Raw genomic sequence first — 14,345 nt, 5'->3', positions numbered from 1 at the left:
GACCGTCGCGGCCGCCGCGCCCCGCCCCGCCCGCCCGGAACCACGCCCGGCGCCGGCCGCCCCGGTTGCCGCGAGCGGCAGCTGGCGCGTGCAGCTCGGCGCGTTCGGCGATCCCGGCAATGCGCGCCGGTTGTGGGGCCAGGTCGCCGGGCGGTTCGCCGGGCGCCAGCCTTATTACGTCAAGAGCGGTGCGCTGACCCGGCTCTTGGTCGGACCATATGGATCGAGCGCGGAAGCGTCGCGTGCCTGCGCGGCGGTCAAGCCGTGCGTGCCGACCAAGGGGTAAGCTGGCTTCGTTGCTTGTTACGCTTCCCCGGCGAAGGCCGGGGCAGCGCCAAAATGGATCACCCCGTCACCCACTCCGCCCGCTTGATCCCCTGGGCATAGAGCAACGCCGTCAGATCCCCATGATCAACTCGCGCCGCGGCCGCGGCGGCGACGATCGGCTTGGCATGATAGGCCACGCCCAGCCCGGCGCGTTCGATCATCGCCAGATCGTTCGCGCCATCGCCCACCGCCAGCGTTTCGCTGTCGGCCAGCCCGCGCTCCGTGCGCGCCGCGAGCAAGGTATCCAGCTTGGTCGCTGACCCCACGATCGGCTTGGCGACCTTGCCGTTCAGTGCACCATTCTCGACCAGCAGCCGGTTGGCGATCGCGCGGTCGAACCCGATCGCCGCCGCGACCGGCTCGGCGAAGCGCGTGAAGCCGCCCGACACCAAAATGGTCAGTGCGCCGCGCGCCGCCATCGTGCGCACCAACGCGACGGCGCCGGGCATGATCGCCACGCGCTCGCGCAGACACTGCTCGATCACCGCATCGTCGAGCCCGGCGAGCAACGAGACCCGCGCGTCGAGCGCCGCCTCGAATTCCAGCTCGCCGCGCATCGCGCGTTCGGTGATTTCGGCGATCTGCGGCTTGATGCCGGCATAGTCGGCCAGTTCGTCGATGCATTCGACGGTGATCATGGTCGAATCCATGTCCGCGATCAGCAGCTTCTTCGCGCGGCCAAGCGCCGGTTGCACGACGATATCGGTCGCCGCGACCGCGCCTTCCAGCGCGATGCGCGCGGCGTCGGGCGCTGCGTCGAACCGCAGGTCGGCGGCGTACCCATCGTCCAGCCACATCGTTTCGCCCGGCGCGCAGCCCGCCGCGGCAAGCCGATCACGCGCGGCGGAAATATCGCCCCCGGCCAGCGTGCCCGGTGCTATCAGCGTGGCGATGAACATGCGTAACTCCCTACCGAAGCTGGCGCTCATCGCAGGGCCGACCGCCAGCGGCAAGTCCGCGCTGGCGATGGATCTGGCCGAACGCCATGACGGCGTGGTGATCAATGCCGACAGCGCGCAGGTCTATGCCAATCTGCGCATCCTTTCCGCTCGCCCGAGCGAAGCGGACGAGGCGCGCGTGCCGCACCGCCTGTTCGGCTATATCGACGGCGCGGAAAGCTGCTCCGCGGCGCGCTGGGCGGCGGATGCGCGGGGCGCGATCACCGAGGTGCAGGCGCAGGGCAAGCTGCCGATCCTGGTCGGCGGCACCGGCCTGTACATCCGTACCCTGCTCGACGGCATCGCGCCGATCCCCGAGATCGATCCCGCGATCCGGGAAGAGGTGCGCGCGCTGCCCGTCGCCGAGACGCATGCCCGCTTGCTCGCCGCCGACCCCGCTGCCGCCGCGCGCCTAGCCCCGGCCGATACCACCCGCGTCGCCCGCGCGCTGGAAGTGGTGCGCTCGACCGGGCGCACGCTGGCCGACTGGCAAGCGCACCTGGAGGGCGGGATTGCCGGCCAGGTCGATCTCCGCCCGGCGATCCTGCTGCCCGAGCGCGACTGGCTGCTCGCCCGCTGCGACCAGCGTGCCGCGCTGATGCTGGAGCAGGGCGCGGTCGCCGAGGTCGCGGCGTTGCTCGCCCGCGCCGACATTCCCGCCGCCTGGTCGGTGCGCCGCGCGATTGGCGTGGCCGAGATTGCCGGCTGGCTGACTGGGGACCTCACCCGGGACCAGGCGCTGGAGCGACTCCGGCTGGCGACGCGCCAATATGCCAAGCGCCAATATACCTGGTTTCGCAACCAGCCCCCGGCGGGCTGGCCGCGTCTCGCGCCATCGGAAACAGCCGACCATGTCGAGCAATGCGAAAGATTATTACAACTATAGCGGTTGACGCGTACGAATCATACGGGTAGCCGCACCCCTCGCCGGCCGCTATTGCGGTGCGGCAACGTTAAGGATGATCCAATGACGCCTGAGAAGAGTGGAGCCGATATCCTGGTCGAGGCGCTGTGCGATCTCGGCGTGGAGGTCGTGTTCGGCTATCCGGGGGGCGCCGTCCTGCCGATCTACGATGCGCTGTTCCGCTCCAAGCGGATCAAGCACGTGCTGGTGCGCCACGAACAGGCGGCAACGCACGCCGCCGAGGGCTATGCCCGGGCGACCGGCAAGTGCGGCGTGGTGCTCGTCACCTCCGGCCCCGGCGCGACCAATGCGGTCACCGGGATCACCGACGCGCTGATGGATTCGATCCCGATGGTCGTGCTGACCGGCCAGGTGCCGACGTCGCTGATCGGCTCGGACGCATTCCAGGAAGCCGATACGGTCGGCATCACGCGGCACTGCTCGAAGCATAACTACCTGGTGAAGGACCCGGCCAAACTGGGCGGGATCATTCACGAGGCGTTCCACATCGCCACCTCGGGCCGCCCGGGCCCGGTGGTCGTCGACATCCCCAAGGACGTGCAGATCGCCACCGCCGCTTATACCAAGCCCGGCCCGATCCAGCACAAGACCTATCGCCCGCAGATCAAGGCGGACCGCGCCCTGATCGAGCGCGCGGTCGACCTGATCGCGGCCGCCGAGCGGCCGATCTTCTACACCGGCGGCGGGATCATCAATTCGGGCCCGGCGGCGAGCCAGATGCTGCGCGAACTGGCGCGGATCACCGGCGCGCCAGTCACCTCGACGCTGATGGGCCTGGGCGCGCTCCCCGCCTCGTCCGATCAGTGGCTCGGCATGCTCGGCATGCACGGCACGTACGAAGCCAATTTCGCGATGAACGAGGCGGATCTGGTGATCTGCCTCGGTGCGCGCTTCGACGATCGCGTGACCGGCCGGCTCGACGCGTTCAGCCCGAACAGCGTCAAGATCCATGTCGATATCGATCGCAGCTCGATCAACAAGACGGTGCGCGTCGATCTGCCGATCGTCGGTGATGTCGGCCATGCGATGGAAGACATGATCAAGATCTGGAAGGCCCGCCAGCATCCCAAGCCCGATCTCACCGACTGGTGGCAGCGGATCGCCGGGTGGCGCGCCAAGAACTGCCTCGGCTTCACCGATCTGCCCTCCGACATCATGCCGCAGCGCGCGATCCGTGCGCTGTGGGAGGCGACGCACAAGCGCAACCCGATCATCACCACCGAGGTCGGCCAGCACCAGATGTGGGCCGCGCAGCATTTCGATTTCGAGCAGCCCAACAAGTGGCTGACCTCGGGCGGGCTCGGCACGATGGGCTACGGCCTGCCGGCGGCGATCGGCGCGCAGATGGGGAATCCCAACGCGCTGGTGATCGACATCGCCGGCGAGGCCTCGATCCAGATGAACATCCAGGAACTCGGCACGGCGACGCAATACCGCCTGCCGGTCAAGATCTTCATCCTCAACAACCAATATATGGGGATGGTGCGGCAGTGGCAGGAGCTGACCTATTCGAGCCGCTATGCCGAGAGCTATTCGGATTCGCTGCCCGATTTCGTCCGGCTCGGCGAAGCCTATGGCTGGAAGGGCATCCGCATCGAGACGATGGACCAGCTCGACAGCGGTATCGCCGAGATGCTCGCTCATGACGGCCCGGTGATCGTCGATTGCATGGTCAGCCAGCTCGCCAACTGCTTCCCGATGATCCCGTCGGGCGCGGCGCATACCGAAATGATCCTGCAGGGCGCCGAAGTGTCCGGCGAAATGGACGACGCAGCGAAGGCCCTCGTCTGATGCATATCACGCAAGAAGCCGCCAAGCGCCATACGCTGGCGATCATGGTCGATAACGAGCCGGGCATCCTCGCCCGCATCGCCGGCCTGTTCACCGCGCGTGGCTACAATATCGAGAGCCTGACCGTGTCGGACGTCACCGCCGACAAGGCAGTCAGCCGGATCACGATCGTGACCAGCGCGTCCGATCATGTGATGGAGCAGATCCTGTCACAGCTCGACCGGCTGATCCCGGTCCATTCGGTCAGCGACCTCACCGCGATGGGCCCGCATGTCGAGCGCGAGCTGGCGCTGGTCAAGGTCAAGGGCACCGGCGATCACCGCATCGAGGCGCTGCGCCTCGCCGATGTCTACCGCGCCCGCGTGGTCGATGCGACGACCTCGAGCTTCGTGTTCGAAGTGACCGGCGGCCCGGACAAGATCGATACGTTCATCATGCTGATGCGCGAAGTCGGGCTGATCGAGGTCGCCCGCACCGGCATCGTCGCGATGGCGCGCGGCAAAGATCCGGCTTAGTTAACGACCAACCAAACACCACCGTCACCCCGGCCTTGAGCCGGGGTCCCGCTGCCTTCGTCGACCGATGGAGAAGCGGGATCCCGGTTCAAGGCCGGGATGACGTAGCAAAAGGACCAAGAAGAATGCGTGTCTATTACGATCGCGACGCCGATCTGAACCTCATCAGCGACAAGAAGATCGCCATCGTCGGCTATGGCTCGCAGGGCCATGCCCATGCCCAGAACCTGCGCGACAGCGGCGTCAAGGATGTCGCGATTGCGCTGCGCGAAGGCTCGGCCACCGCCAAGAAGGTGATCGACGCCGGCTTTGCGGTCAAATCGAACAAGGAAGCCGCGGCCTGGGCCGACATCGTGATGATCCTCGCCCCCGACGAGCATCAGGCGGCGATCTATGCCGACGACCTGCACGATCACCTCAAGCAGGGCGCGACGATTGCGTTTGCCCACGGTCTCAACGTGCATTTCGGGCTGATCGAGCCGCGCGAAGATCTCGACGTGATCATGATCGCGCCGAAGGGCCCGGGCCATACCGTGCGCTCCGAATATGTCCGCGGCGGCGGAGTCCCCTGCCTCATCGCGATCCATCAGGACAAGAGCGGCAACGCGCACGATATCGGCCTGGCCTATGCCAGCGGCGTCGGCGGCGGGCGCAGCGGCATCATCGAGACCAACTTCAAGGAGGAGTGCGAAACCGATCTGTTCGGCGAGCAGGCGGTGCTGTGCGGCGGCATCACGCATCTGATCCAGGCTGGGTTCGAGACCTTGGTCGAAGCCGGCTATGCTCCGGAAATGGCCTATTTCGAATGCCTGCACGAGACCAAGCTGATCGTCGATCTCCTGTATGAGGGCGGCATCGCCAACATGCGCTATTCGATCAGCAATACGGCGGAATATGGCGACATCACCACCGGCCCGCGGATCATCACGGCGGAGACCAAGGCCGAGATGAAGCGCGTGCTGGAGGACATTCAGTCGGGCCGTTTCGTCAAGAACTTCATCCTCGACAACCGCGCCGGCCAGCCCGAGCTCAAGGCGTCGCGCAAGCAGGCGCTGGCCCATCCGATCGAGAAGATCGGCAGCGAGTTGCGCGCGATGATGCCGTGGATCGGCAAGAACGCGCTGGTCGACAAGGCAAAGAACTGAGCTTCCAGATCCTCCCCCGGCACGCCGGGGGAGGATTTGAAACACTGGGTTGCTCGACATAGGTTTGACCGCACCCCTGCACTGCGCCAGCATGGTTCCAACAACAGGAGAACCACGATGCGCCTCATCCTACTCGCTGCCACCGCCCTGATCGCCACACCGCTGATCGCCCAGCAAGCGGGCCAGTTTCCCGGCCAGAAGAATGCCAGCTTCGTCACCGGCGGCACCTATACCGCCGATCCCGGCCACACTTTGATCAGCTGGGAAGTCGATCATCTCGGCTTCACGCCCTATTTCGGCCTGTTCGGCGACATCACTGGCACGCTCAATCTCGATCCCAAGAAGCCCGCCGCGGCCACCGTCGACATCACCATCCCGGTGTCGAAGGTGTTGACCACCAGCGCCGGCCTCAACGGCCATCTGCTGCGCGCCGGCAAGGACGGCGGCAAGCCCGACTTCTTCGGCCCGGCCCCGGCGGATGCGCATTTCGTCTCCACCTCGGTGAAGCCGGTCGGCAAGGACAAGGCGATGGTCACCGGCAACCTGACGCTTAACGGCGTGACCAAGCCGGTCACGCTCGACGTCTCCTTCTACGGCGCAGGCAAGAGCCCGGCGGCGATGGGCGGCAAGGAAAATGTCGGCTTCGAGGCGACCACCACGCTGATCCGCAGCCAGTTCGGCATCAACGGCGCGCTGCCGGTCGTGTCGGACGCGGTGAAGCTGAAGATCGCGGTCGCGTTCCAGAAATAAGCTGGCTGGGGGCGGGCTCCGGCTCGCCCCCGACCCAGTCAGGTCGGCGAACGTCGCACTCAAGCCGAACCGTTCCCCTGCGAAAGCAGGGGCCCAGGGTCACAAAAGCTGCGTTTGCGGCTCTGGCCTCCTGCTTTCGCAGGAGAACCTATCGCTAACTAGCGGCAGCGATCGCCTCAGCCGTTCCGCGCGGCGATCAGCCCGAGGAAGTTGCCGCGCACTGTCTCGGACGCATTCTCCAGCAGCCGGCGGATCCGTTCGTCGAACGCATCCGCGCTGTCGCCCGGCACGCGCTGCGCCATCGTCCAGGTACCGAATTCGCGCGCGGCTATATCGCGCTCGTGCAGCACCACGATCGCATGGTGCCGCGTGTCCGCCTTGATTCGCGCGAACGTCGTGGCGACGCTGTCCGCCGGCCCTTCCAGGACCTGCAGGAAACGCTTGCCATCGCTCCACAGCAGACCGGTCACGCCATCCAGCGCGTTGTTGTGGCGCGATTGCGCGACGACCTCGGGCACGTCGATCTTGGCGCCCCTGGGATTGCTGGAGCTGACATAGAGGAGCTGGCGAAGCGGAGTAGCGATAGAGTCCATGCCGCCCTATTACCCAAGTCAACAACGTTGGAAATTGCGCGAAATCAATTTTTCCGCGGTAATGCCGTGCTTCGCCGGGTAAAGGGTGGACAGCGCGCCGCCGCGCGCGCTAGGCTTTGGCATAATGACGCAGGCGCTGCTCCTTTCGCTGCTTCGACTTACGCGCCCTTAGGCGCGTACCCTCGCCGCGTGCCCGTATCGGCCGCGTGCGATCCCGCCTAAGGGACACCCCGCCCCGAACGACGTTTTCGAGCACCGAGCGAGACCCATCATGCTGCGCGACCCTTCCGCCAAATACCGCCCCTTTCCGCAGATCGACCTGCCGGACCGGCAATGGCCGTCCAAGACGATCACCCGCCCGCCGCGCTGGCTCTCGACCGACCTGCGCGACGGCAATCAGGCGCTGATCGATCCGATGGACGCAGAGAAGAAGACGCGGCTGTTCGATCTGCTGGTCAAGGTCGGGCTGAAGGAGATCGAAGTCGGTTTCCCGAGCGCGGGCGCGACCGAATTCGATTTCATTTCCGGGCTGGTCAGGACCGGGCACGTGCCCGACGACGTGCAGATCCAGGTGCTGACGCAATCGCGCCGCGACTTGATCGAGACCAGCTTCGAATCGTTGCGCGGCAGCCCGCGGGCGATCGTGCATCTCTACAATGCCGTCAGCCCCGCCTGGCGCAAGATCGTGTTCGGCATGACGCGCGACGAAGTGCGCGGCATTGCCATCGAGGGCGCCAAGATCCTGCGCGACTGCGCCGCGGCGCAGCCCGATACCGAATGGACGTTCGAATATTCGCCGGAAACCTTCTCGACCGCCGAGCTCGATTTCTCGGTCGAGGTCTGCGCCGCGGTGATGGAGGTGCTGCGCCCGACGCCCGAGCGGCCGATCATCTTCAACCTGCCCGCGACGGTCGAATGCGCCACGCCCAATATCTATGCCGATCAGATCGAATGGTTCGCGCGGCATATTCCCAACCGCGACAGCGTGGTGATCAGCCTCCACACGCATAACGATCGCGGCACCGGCGTGGCCGCGGCGGAACTGGGCCTGATGGCCGGCGCGGATCGCGTTGAGGGCTGTCTGCTCGGCAATGGCGAGCGCACCGGCAATTGCGATCTCGTCACAGTGGCACTGAATATGTACACGCAAGGTGTTGATCCGAAGCTGGATTTTTCGGACATTGATGGCATCGTCAACACCATCAACTATTGCACCAACCTCCCCGTCCACCCCCGAACCCCTTATGCCGGCGATCTGGTGTTCACGGCGTTTTCGGGCAGCCACCAGGACGCGATCAAGAAGGGCTTCGCGGCGCAGGAAGCAAAGAACGATCCGCTGTGGGAAGTGCCCTATCTGCCGATCGACCCGGCCGATCTCGGGCGCAGCTACGAAGCGGTGATCCGCGTAAACTCGCAGTCCGGCAAGGGCGGCGTCGCCTGGGTGATCGAGCAGGACAAGGGGCTGAAGCTGCCCAAGCGACTGCAGGCCGATTTTAGCCGCCACGTTCAGGCGATGGCCGACGAGACCAGCCGGGAACTCAATGCCGCCGATATCTGGGGCCGGTTCGAGGCGACCTATCTGCCAAGCGGCCTCGATCGCTTCGCGCTGATCGATTACCAGGAAAGCCACGCCCCCGGCGGCCCGCCGCGCACCTTTGTCGGCAAGGTGCGGCTGGACGGTGAGGAGCGCTCGATCAGCGGCCGGGGCAATGGGCTTATATCCAGCGTTCTCGATGCCTTACGCGAGGATTGTAGCGTAACGCTCGAAGTCGTCGACTATAACGAGCATGCCATCGGGCACGGCGCGGACGCGCAGGCGGCGGCCTATGTCGAATGCCGGACGGTGGACGGACGGACCGTGTTCGGCGTCGGGCTCGACACGGATATCGCTACCGCCAGCGTGCGTGCGATGCTGAGCGCGGCGAACCGGGCTTAGCGCTTCGTTAGCCGTGCTCCTGCGCACGCAGGAGCCTAGGGTCGCAGGCGATGCTCCTGATCGCCCTGGGTTCCTACGGTCGCAGGAACACGGTGCGTTAGTTGCGGGTTCGTACGATTTCGCAGCCGATCCCGGCATCGGGATAGATATCCGTCTTCATCGTCCGCACGCGTACCTTCTTCACGCGTGTGTCGCTCAGGCACAGTGCGGCGATGGTCTCGCACAATGTCTCCTGCAGCGCGAAGCGGCGCTCGGCCGCCAGCGCCAGGATGCCCTCACGGACGAAATCGTAGTCAAGCACTTGCTCGATCGCATCTTCGCCGAGCGGGGCAGGATAGTCGACCGTCATCTCGACCGAGATGGTCACGCGTTGCGGCTCCACCTCATGCGCATAGATGCCGAGCCGGATCATCACCGTCAGGCGATCAAGGAGCGTGGTGAACTCAGCCACGCTGGCGCTCGAACATCACGTCGCGCGCGCGGGGCAGCAAGCGCTGGCCGCAATCGACATAGACGGTCTGGCCGGTAATGCCGCGCGCGCCGAGCAGGAAGTCGACCGCCGTGGCGATGTCCGAGGGCTCGACCGGCCGGCGCAGCACGTTCTCGCATGCCACCGCGCGGAACTCGGCCTCGGTCTGGTCGCCGCTCGGCAGCGACAGGCCCGGTGCCACGGCGTTGACGCTGATGCGCGGGCCCAGCGCCTGCGCCAGCATCACCGTCGCCCCGGCCAGCGCGACCTTGCCGCCGGTATAGGAAAAGAAATCGGGATTGAGATTGGCGACTTTCTGGTCGAGCAGATTGACCACCGCGCCATCCTTGATGTCGTCCTGCCGCGCCAGCGCCGATGCCAGCAAGGCGGGCGCCGAATGTCCGATCGCATAGAGCCGCGAGAGCAGCGCGGGATCCAGCCTCGGCGGCGTATCATAGTCGAACGCCGACGCGCTATTGACCAGCCCGTCGATCGGGCCGCCCGCCACGCGCCGCGCCCGCGCGAACAGCGCGTCGATCCCCGCCGTATCGGCGAGATCACCCTGCACCACCCCGGCGGCACCGATCTCTGCCGCGAGTGACTCGGCCGCGGCCCGTGACGACGCGTAATGGATCACCACGCGGTGCCCCCGCGCGGCCAGCGCGCGCGCGATAATATTGCCGAGCCGCTTCGCGCCGCCGGTGACCATAACGGTGCGCGCCATGCTCAACTGTGCATCAGCGCGAGCACTTCCTTGCGGCTGCGCTCGTCATCGCGGAACACGCCCATCATGCGGCTGGTGACCATGCCGACGCCGGCGGTGCGCACGCCGCGTGCGGTCATGCAGGCGTGGCTTGCCTCGATCACCACCGCGACGCCGTGCGGCTTGAGATTGTCCCAGATACAGTCCGCCACTTCCGCAGTCAGCCGCTCCTGCACCTGCAGGCGGCGGGCAAAGGCGTTCAGCACGCGTGCCAGCTTGGAAATGCCGACGACATGGTTGCGCGGCAGATAGGCGATATGCGCCTTGCCGATGATCGGCGCCATGTGATGCTCGCAATGCGACTGGAACGGGATGTCCTTCAGCAGCACGATCTCGTCATAGCCGCCGACCTCCTCGAACACGCGCGACAGGTGATGCGCCGGATCGTCGCCATAGCCGCTGCAATATTCCTTCCACGCCCGCGCCACCCGCGCCGGCGTATCGACCAGCCCCTCCCGGTCGGGATCGTCGCCGGACCAGCGGATCAAGGTACGGATCGCTGCCTGAACATCCTCGGGCACGGCGATTTTCGCTGGCTGCGCGATCATATCGCCTCCTGCCGGCTCGTCGGGAAGATCGGTCATGCGGGCATCCTTGAACAGATTCGGGCGCTTTACGTTACGGCAAGCATCGTTTCGCCAAAATGACTTGGTGGCGGCACCTGTCTCATTTGAGCAACTGTCCCGCAAGCCCGCAGTTTTCTGCGCAATTCCGATTGACGGCGCTTTCGGGCGAGCGCTAGCGTCGGTCCGTTCACCATTGGACTTCGTCAGCAGCCATCAGAGCCGCGGCGATTAGAGAGGGGATTGCACCATGAAGCATCGTGACGTGTTCGCCGTATCCGCTTTGGCATTGATTGCCGCCATGCCGGCCTATGGCCAGGAATCGTCGCGACCGCTGGCCGCCGCGCCGCAGGACGACAGCACCAGCCGCGCCGACCAGGCCGGCGACAATCAGGACCAGGACATCATCGTCACCGCGACCAAGCGCGAGCTGACGTTGCTCGACACGCCGGTCGCCGTCTCGGTCACCAGCGCGCAGACGATCGAACAGGCGCAGATCCGCGACCTCAACGATCTCCAGTCGGTCGTCCCCTCGCTGCGCGTCGCACAGCTGCAGAGCTCGGCCAATACCAACTTCATCATTCGCGGGTTCGGCAACGGCGCCAACAATGCCGGGATCGAGCCGTCGGTCGGCGTGTTCGTCGATGGCGTGTATCGCTCGCGCTCGGCCGCCCAGATCACCGATCTGCCAAACCTCAAGCGTGTCGAAGTGCTGCGCGGGCCACAATCGACCCTGTTCGGCAAGAACGCTTCCGCTGGCATCATCAGCGTCGTCACCGCCGAGCCGAGCTTCGAGTTCGGCGGCGCGGCCGAGGCGACCTATGGCAATTACAATGCCGTGGTGCTCAAGGCCGACGTTACCGGGCCGATTTCCGAGACGCTCGCCTTCAGCCTGGCCGGCAATTACAACCGTCGCGACGGCTATGTGAAGGATCTCGCGCTTAACGACGATACCAACAACCGCAATCGCTACGGCTTTCGTGGCCAGTTGCTGTTCCAGCCGAGCTCGACGATCAAATTCCGCCTAATCGGGGATTACGACAAGATCGACGAGAATTGCTGCGCGGTCGGCAACATCATCGACGGGCCGACCGGCAATGCGGTCCGCGCGCTCGGCGGCCAGATCGATTCCGCTAATCCTTTCTCGAACCGGGTCTACACCAATCGCGCGTCGACCAATAACATCAAGAACTACGGCATCTCGCTGCAGGCGGATTTCGATCTGACCGACCAGCTGACCCTCACCTCGATCTCGTCCTATCGCGGGGTCAAGCTGCGTACCAACCAGGATTCCGATTTCACCAGCGCGGATATCATCGGCGCCAACGCCAACCGCACCGACATCGACACCTATACGCAGGAATTGCGCCTCGCTTCCAATTTCGACGGGCCGTTCAACTTCCTGCTCGGTGGCTTCCTGTTCCACGAGAAGATCAACGTCGAGGATGATCTCGTACAGGGCACCCAGTTCCGCCAATACGTCAATCTGCTCAGCAACAACGCCATTCCGACGGTCGAGGCCATTCTCGGCGTACCGGTCGGCACCTTCTTCCCGGCCGGCACCGGTCTGTTCGACAAGTTCCGCTACCGCGACAATTCCTATTCGATCTTCGGCCAGGCCGATTACGAGATCACCGACGGCCTGACCTTTACCGCCGGTCTCAACTATACCCGCGACAAGAAGAAGGTCGCTTCGGACGTCACCAGCACCGACGCCTTCTCGGCGCTCGATTTCACCGCGATCGGCCGTCAGGTGCTGACGCAGCAGGCAATCGCCACCACCGTCGGCCAGGCGCTGGGTCTGCCGGGCCAGGCCAATGCGGCGCAGATCCAGGGCTTCGCTGCCGCCCAGCCGGCGATCTTCGGGCAAATTCAGGCGGGCGCGGCGGCGTTCGGTGCGGCCAACCAGTCCAATGCCGCGGTCAACCCGCTGCTCGCGCTGCGCGCCTTGCAGTTCACGCCGCCCTTCCTGAATTTCCCCAATGCGGTGGAGAGCGGCAAGACCGACGACGACAATCTGTCCTACACGCTGCGCCTCGCCTACAAGGCGAACAGCAACCTCAGCGTCTATGCCACGCACGCCACGGGCTTCAAGGCATCGTCCTTCAACCTGTCGCGTGACTCCCGCCCGTTCGCAAGCGACTTCATTCCCGGCTCGCCGGTGACCAATCCGGCCACGTCGCCGATTCGCGCGGCCGGCCTGGCGCTGCCCAACCTGACGACCGGTTCGCGCTATGCCGGCCCCGAAAAATCCAGCGTCTACGAAGTCGGCATCAAGGGCCAGTACAGCAACTTCGCCTTCAACATCGCGGTGTTCAAGCAGTATATCAAAGGCTTCCAGAGCAACGTCTTCACCGGCACCGGCTTTTCGCTGCTCAACGCCGAAAAGGAATCGGTGTTCGGCGTGGAGTTCGACGGCAGCGTGACGCCGGTCCGGCCATTGTCGCTCAACCTGGCAGTGACCTATCTCGATCCGAAATATGACTCGTTCGACAATGGCGGGGCGATCGGCCCCGCCCTCACCGTGGTGCCGACCAACCTGACCGGCACGCGCCCCGGCGACATTCCCGAATGGTCCGTATCGACCGGCGCGACCTACACGCAGGAGATCAACCCCGATCTCAAGCTGCTGCTGCGCGGCGACTATCAGTTCGAGAGCAAGACCCGCATCGCCAACGGTGCGCTCGATATCAGCCGCAAGGTCAGCCAGATCAATCTCGCCGCCACGCTGGAATTCGCCAACGGCCTGCAGATCTCGGCCTGGGGCCGCAACGTCAACAACCAGCGCTATCTGATCACCTTCTTCCCGGCCGTCGCGCAGACCGGCAGCATCTCCGGCTATCCCAGCCAGCCGCGCACCTACGGGCTTACCGGGCGCTTCAAGTTCTGAAGTTACTCGGATCGACGGAAAAAGCCCTCGGTGCAGCCTGCATCGGGGGCTTTTTCATGCAACCAATCCTCCGCTGCCGCGCTGAATATGCTCGGCAGGAGAAACGACATGACACTGAAGAAAGGCGACGAGGTCACGTGGAAATCGCACGGCGGCACCGCGCACGGCACGGTCGAGAAAAAACAGACCAGCCCGACCACGATCAAGGGCCACAAAGTCGCCGCATCGCCGGAAAATCCGGAATTCATTGTTAGGAGTGACAATGGCGGCAAGGCAGCGCACAAGGAGAGCGCGCTGAAGAAGGCGTGAACCGATGTCGGCTTGAACGGCACATCAGGAAGGAAATTTTATGGCGAAGACTCCAACGGCTCCGAAGAAGGAAGCAGCTCCCAAGAAGGACGCGGCCCCCAAGACCGGCGGCATCCACGCCCCCGTGCAGCCGTCGCCCGAGCTCGGCGAGATCGTCGGCAACGACAAGCTGCCGCGCAGCGAAGTGATCAGCAAGGTCTGGGTCTATATCAAGGAACACAACCTCCAGAACCCGGAGAACAAGCGCGAGATCCTGGCCGACGAGAAGCTGAAGAAGGTGTTCGGTCGCGACAAGTGCACGATGTTCGAGATGAACAAGTATATCTCGCAGCACGTCAAGGCCTGAGCCCGCCCCTCAACGGGGGCGCCGTGCGCATCGGCCAGACCGATGCTGAATGGTGCCCCCGGCGAGATTCGAACACGCGGCCTAC

The 14,345-nt window shown here is 65.0% G+C and carries 15 protein-coding genes; 10 read left to right on the top strand and 5 right to left on the bottom strand.

All coding sequences use genetic code 11. The annotated features are described in order from the left end of the window. On the top strand, positions 1-286 hold a 286-nt coding region (locus tag NV401_RS18285; RefSeq protein ID WP_261295897.1), incomplete at its 5' end, for an SPOR domain-containing protein. 58 nt (positions 287-344) lie between these two features. Here the strand turns inward: NV401_RS18285 and serB are convergent. Continuing rightward, positions 345-1,226, bottom strand: coding sequence for a phosphoserine phosphatase SerB (gene serB, locus NV401_RS18280; protein WP_261295896.1), 882 nt, complete (start codon positions 1,224-1,226; stop codon positions 345-347). Here serB and miaA point away from each other — a divergent pair. The 5 genes from miaA (at position 1,225) to NV401_RS18255 (ending at position 6,391) form a co-directional block, all read left to right on the top strand. Then, on the top strand, positions 1,225-2,151 hold the full coding sequence (miaA, locus tag NV401_RS18275) for a tRNA (adenosine(37)-N6)-dimethylallyltransferase MiaA (protein ID WP_380816984.1): 927 nt from the start codon (positions 1,225-1,227) through the stop codon (positions 2,149-2,151). The two genes, serB and miaA, sit on opposite strands and share 2 nt — an antisense overlap. Positions 2,152-2,232: 81 nt before the next feature. Further along, complete coding sequence (locus NV401_RS18270) at positions 2,233-3,981, top strand: acetolactate synthase 3 large subunit (protein WP_261295894.1); 1,749 nt, start codon at positions 2,233-2,235, stop codon at positions 3,979-3,981. Continuing rightward, positions 3,981-4,496 carry an acetolactate synthase small subunit gene (gene ilvN / locus NV401_RS18265; RefSeq protein WP_261295893.1) on the top strand — a complete coding sequence of 172 codons (516 nt, stop codon included), beginning with the start codon at positions 3,981-3,983 and terminating at the stop codon, positions 4,494-4,496. The genes NV401_RS18270 and ilvN overlap by 1 nt, the downstream gene beginning before the upstream one ends. A 125-nt stretch (positions 4,497-4,621) precedes the next feature. Beyond that, positions 4,622-5,641: a ketol-acid reductoisomerase gene (gene ilvC / locus NV401_RS18260; RefSeq protein ID WP_261295892.1), complete on the top strand. Its 1,020-nt coding sequence runs from the start codon at positions 4,622-4,624 to the stop codon at positions 5,639-5,641. Between the two features lie 117 nt (positions 5,642-5,758). Continuing rightward, the gene (locus NV401_RS18255; RefSeq protein ID WP_261295891.1) at positions 5,759-6,391 is read left to right on the top strand and encodes a YceI family protein; all 633 of its coding nucleotides are present in this window, start codon (positions 5,759-5,761) and stop codon (positions 6,389-6,391) included. 176 nt (positions 6,392-6,567) lie between these two features. On the opposite strand, the gene NV401_RS18250 is transcribed toward NV401_RS18255, so the two are convergent. Continuing rightward, positions 6,568-6,984 carry a BLUF domain-containing protein gene (locus tag NV401_RS18250; RefSeq protein ID WP_261295890.1) on the bottom strand — a complete coding sequence of 139 codons (417 nt, stop codon included), beginning with the start codon at positions 6,982-6,984 and terminating at the stop codon, positions 6,568-6,570. Between the two features lie 271 nt (positions 6,985-7,255). Between NV401_RS18250 and leuA the strand changes: the two genes are divergently transcribed. Further along, complete coding sequence (leuA, locus tag NV401_RS18245) at positions 7,256-8,920, top strand: 2-isopropylmalate synthase (protein WP_261295889.1); 1,665 nt, start codon at positions 7,256-7,258, stop codon at positions 8,918-8,920. Between the two features lie 97 nt (positions 8,921-9,017). On the opposite strand, the gene NV401_RS18240 is transcribed toward leuA, so the two are convergent. From NV401_RS18240 to folE, 3 genes are read right to left on the bottom strand one after another with little or no spacing between them, the layout of a single operon-like run. Then, the gene (locus NV401_RS18240) at positions 9,018-9,371 is read right to left on the bottom strand and encodes a dihydroneopterin aldolase (protein WP_261295888.1); all 354 of its coding nucleotides are present in this window, start codon (positions 9,369-9,371) and stop codon (positions 9,018-9,020) included. Further along, positions 9,364-10,113 carry an SDR family oxidoreductase gene (locus NV401_RS18235; protein WP_261295887.1) on the bottom strand — a complete coding sequence of 250 codons (750 nt, stop codon included), beginning with the start codon at positions 10,111-10,113 and terminating at the stop codon, positions 9,364-9,366. Before NV401_RS18235 ends, NV401_RS18240 begins: the two co-directional genes overlap by 8 nt. Before the next feature lie 2 nt (positions 10,114-10,115). Continuing rightward, positions 10,116-10,736 carry a GTP cyclohydrolase I FolE gene (gene folE / locus NV401_RS18230; RefSeq protein WP_261295886.1) on the bottom strand — a complete coding sequence of 207 codons (621 nt, stop codon included), beginning with the start codon at positions 10,734-10,736 and terminating at the stop codon, positions 10,116-10,118. A 229-nt stretch (positions 10,737-10,965) separates the two neighbouring features. Here folE and NV401_RS18225 point away from each other — a divergent pair, with 229 nt between their 5' ends. The 3 genes from NV401_RS18225 (at position 10,966) to NV401_RS18215 (ending at position 14,260) form a co-directional block, all read left to right on the top strand. Further along, complete coding sequence (locus NV401_RS18225) at positions 10,966-13,605, top strand: TonB-dependent receptor (RefSeq protein ID WP_261295885.1); 2,640 nt, start codon at positions 10,966-10,968, stop codon at positions 13,603-13,605. Between the two features lie 108 nt (positions 13,606-13,713). After that, a complete protein-coding gene (locus tag NV401_RS18220) occupies positions 13,714-13,914 on the top strand; it encodes a hypervirulence associated TUDOR domain-containing protein (protein WP_261295884.1) in 201 nt (66 codons plus the stop codon). A gap of 40 nt (positions 13,915-13,954) precedes the next feature. Further along, positions 13,955-14,260, top strand: a complete 306-nt coding sequence (locus NV401_RS18215; protein ID WP_261295883.1) for an SWIB/MDM2 domain-containing protein — start codon at positions 13,955-13,957, stop codon at positions 14,258-14,260. Positions 14,261-14,345 lie beyond the last annotated feature (85 nt).

The organism is Sphingomonas hylomeconis (genome assembly GCF_025370105.1).
Classification (GTDB): domain Bacteria; phylum Pseudomonadota; class Alphaproteobacteria; order Sphingomonadales; family Sphingomonadaceae; genus Sphingomonas; species Sphingomonas hylomeconis.
The sequence above is the reverse complement of the archived record's forward strand: the minus strand, read 5'-3'. Positions and strand labels throughout refer to the sequence as shown.

What these genes read in the sequence shown, in the direction of transcription:
- miaA (WP_380816984.1), top strand. Translation starts at nt 1,225, where the DNA reads ATGCGTAACTCCCTACCGAAGCTGGCGCTCATCGCAGGGCCGACCGCC.
- serB (WP_261295896.1), bottom strand. Translation starts at nt 1,226, where the DNA reads ATGTTCATCGCCACGCTGATAGCACCGGGCACGCTGGCCGGGGGCGAT.
- NV401_RS18270 (WP_261295894.1), top strand. Translation starts at nt 2,233, where the DNA reads ATGACGCCTGAGAAGAGTGGAGCCGATATCCTGGTCGAGGCGCTGTGC.
- ilvN (WP_261295893.1), top strand. Translation starts at nt 3,981, where the DNA reads ATGCATATCACGCAAGAAGCCGCCAAGCGCCATACGCTGGCGATCATG.
- ilvC (WP_261295892.1), top strand. Translation starts at nt 4,622, where the DNA reads ATGCGTGTCTATTACGATCGCGACGCCGATCTGAACCTCATCAGCGAC.
- NV401_RS18255 (WP_261295891.1), top strand. Translation starts at nt 5,759, where the DNA reads ATGCGCCTCATCCTACTCGCTGCCACCGCCCTGATCGCCACACCGCTG.
- NV401_RS18250 (WP_261295890.1), bottom strand. Translation starts at nt 6,984, where the DNA reads ATGGACTCTATCGCTACTCCGCTTCGCCAGCTCCTCTATGTCAGCTCC.
- leuA (WP_261295889.1), top strand. Translation starts at nt 7,256, where the DNA reads ATGCTGCGCGACCCTTCCGCCAAATACCGCCCCTTTCCGCAGATCGAC.
- NV401_RS18235 (WP_261295887.1), bottom strand. Translation starts at nt 10,113, where the DNA reads ATGGCGCGCACCGTTATGGTCACCGGCGGCGCGAAGCGGCTCGGCAAT.
- folE (WP_261295886.1), bottom strand. Translation starts at nt 10,736, where the DNA reads ATGACCGATCTTCCCGACGAGCCGGCAGGAGGCGATATGATCGCGCAG.
- NV401_RS18225 (WP_261295885.1), top strand. Translation starts at nt 10,966, where the DNA reads ATGAAGCATCGTGACGTGTTCGCCGTATCCGCTTTGGCATTGATTGCC.
- NV401_RS18220 (WP_261295884.1), top strand. Translation starts at nt 13,714, where the DNA reads ATGACACTGAAGAAAGGCGACGAGGTCACGTGGAAATCGCACGGCGGC.
- NV401_RS18215 (WP_261295883.1), top strand. Translation starts at nt 13,955, where the DNA reads ATGGCGAAGACTCCAACGGCTCCGAAGAAGGAAGCAGCTCCCAAGAAG.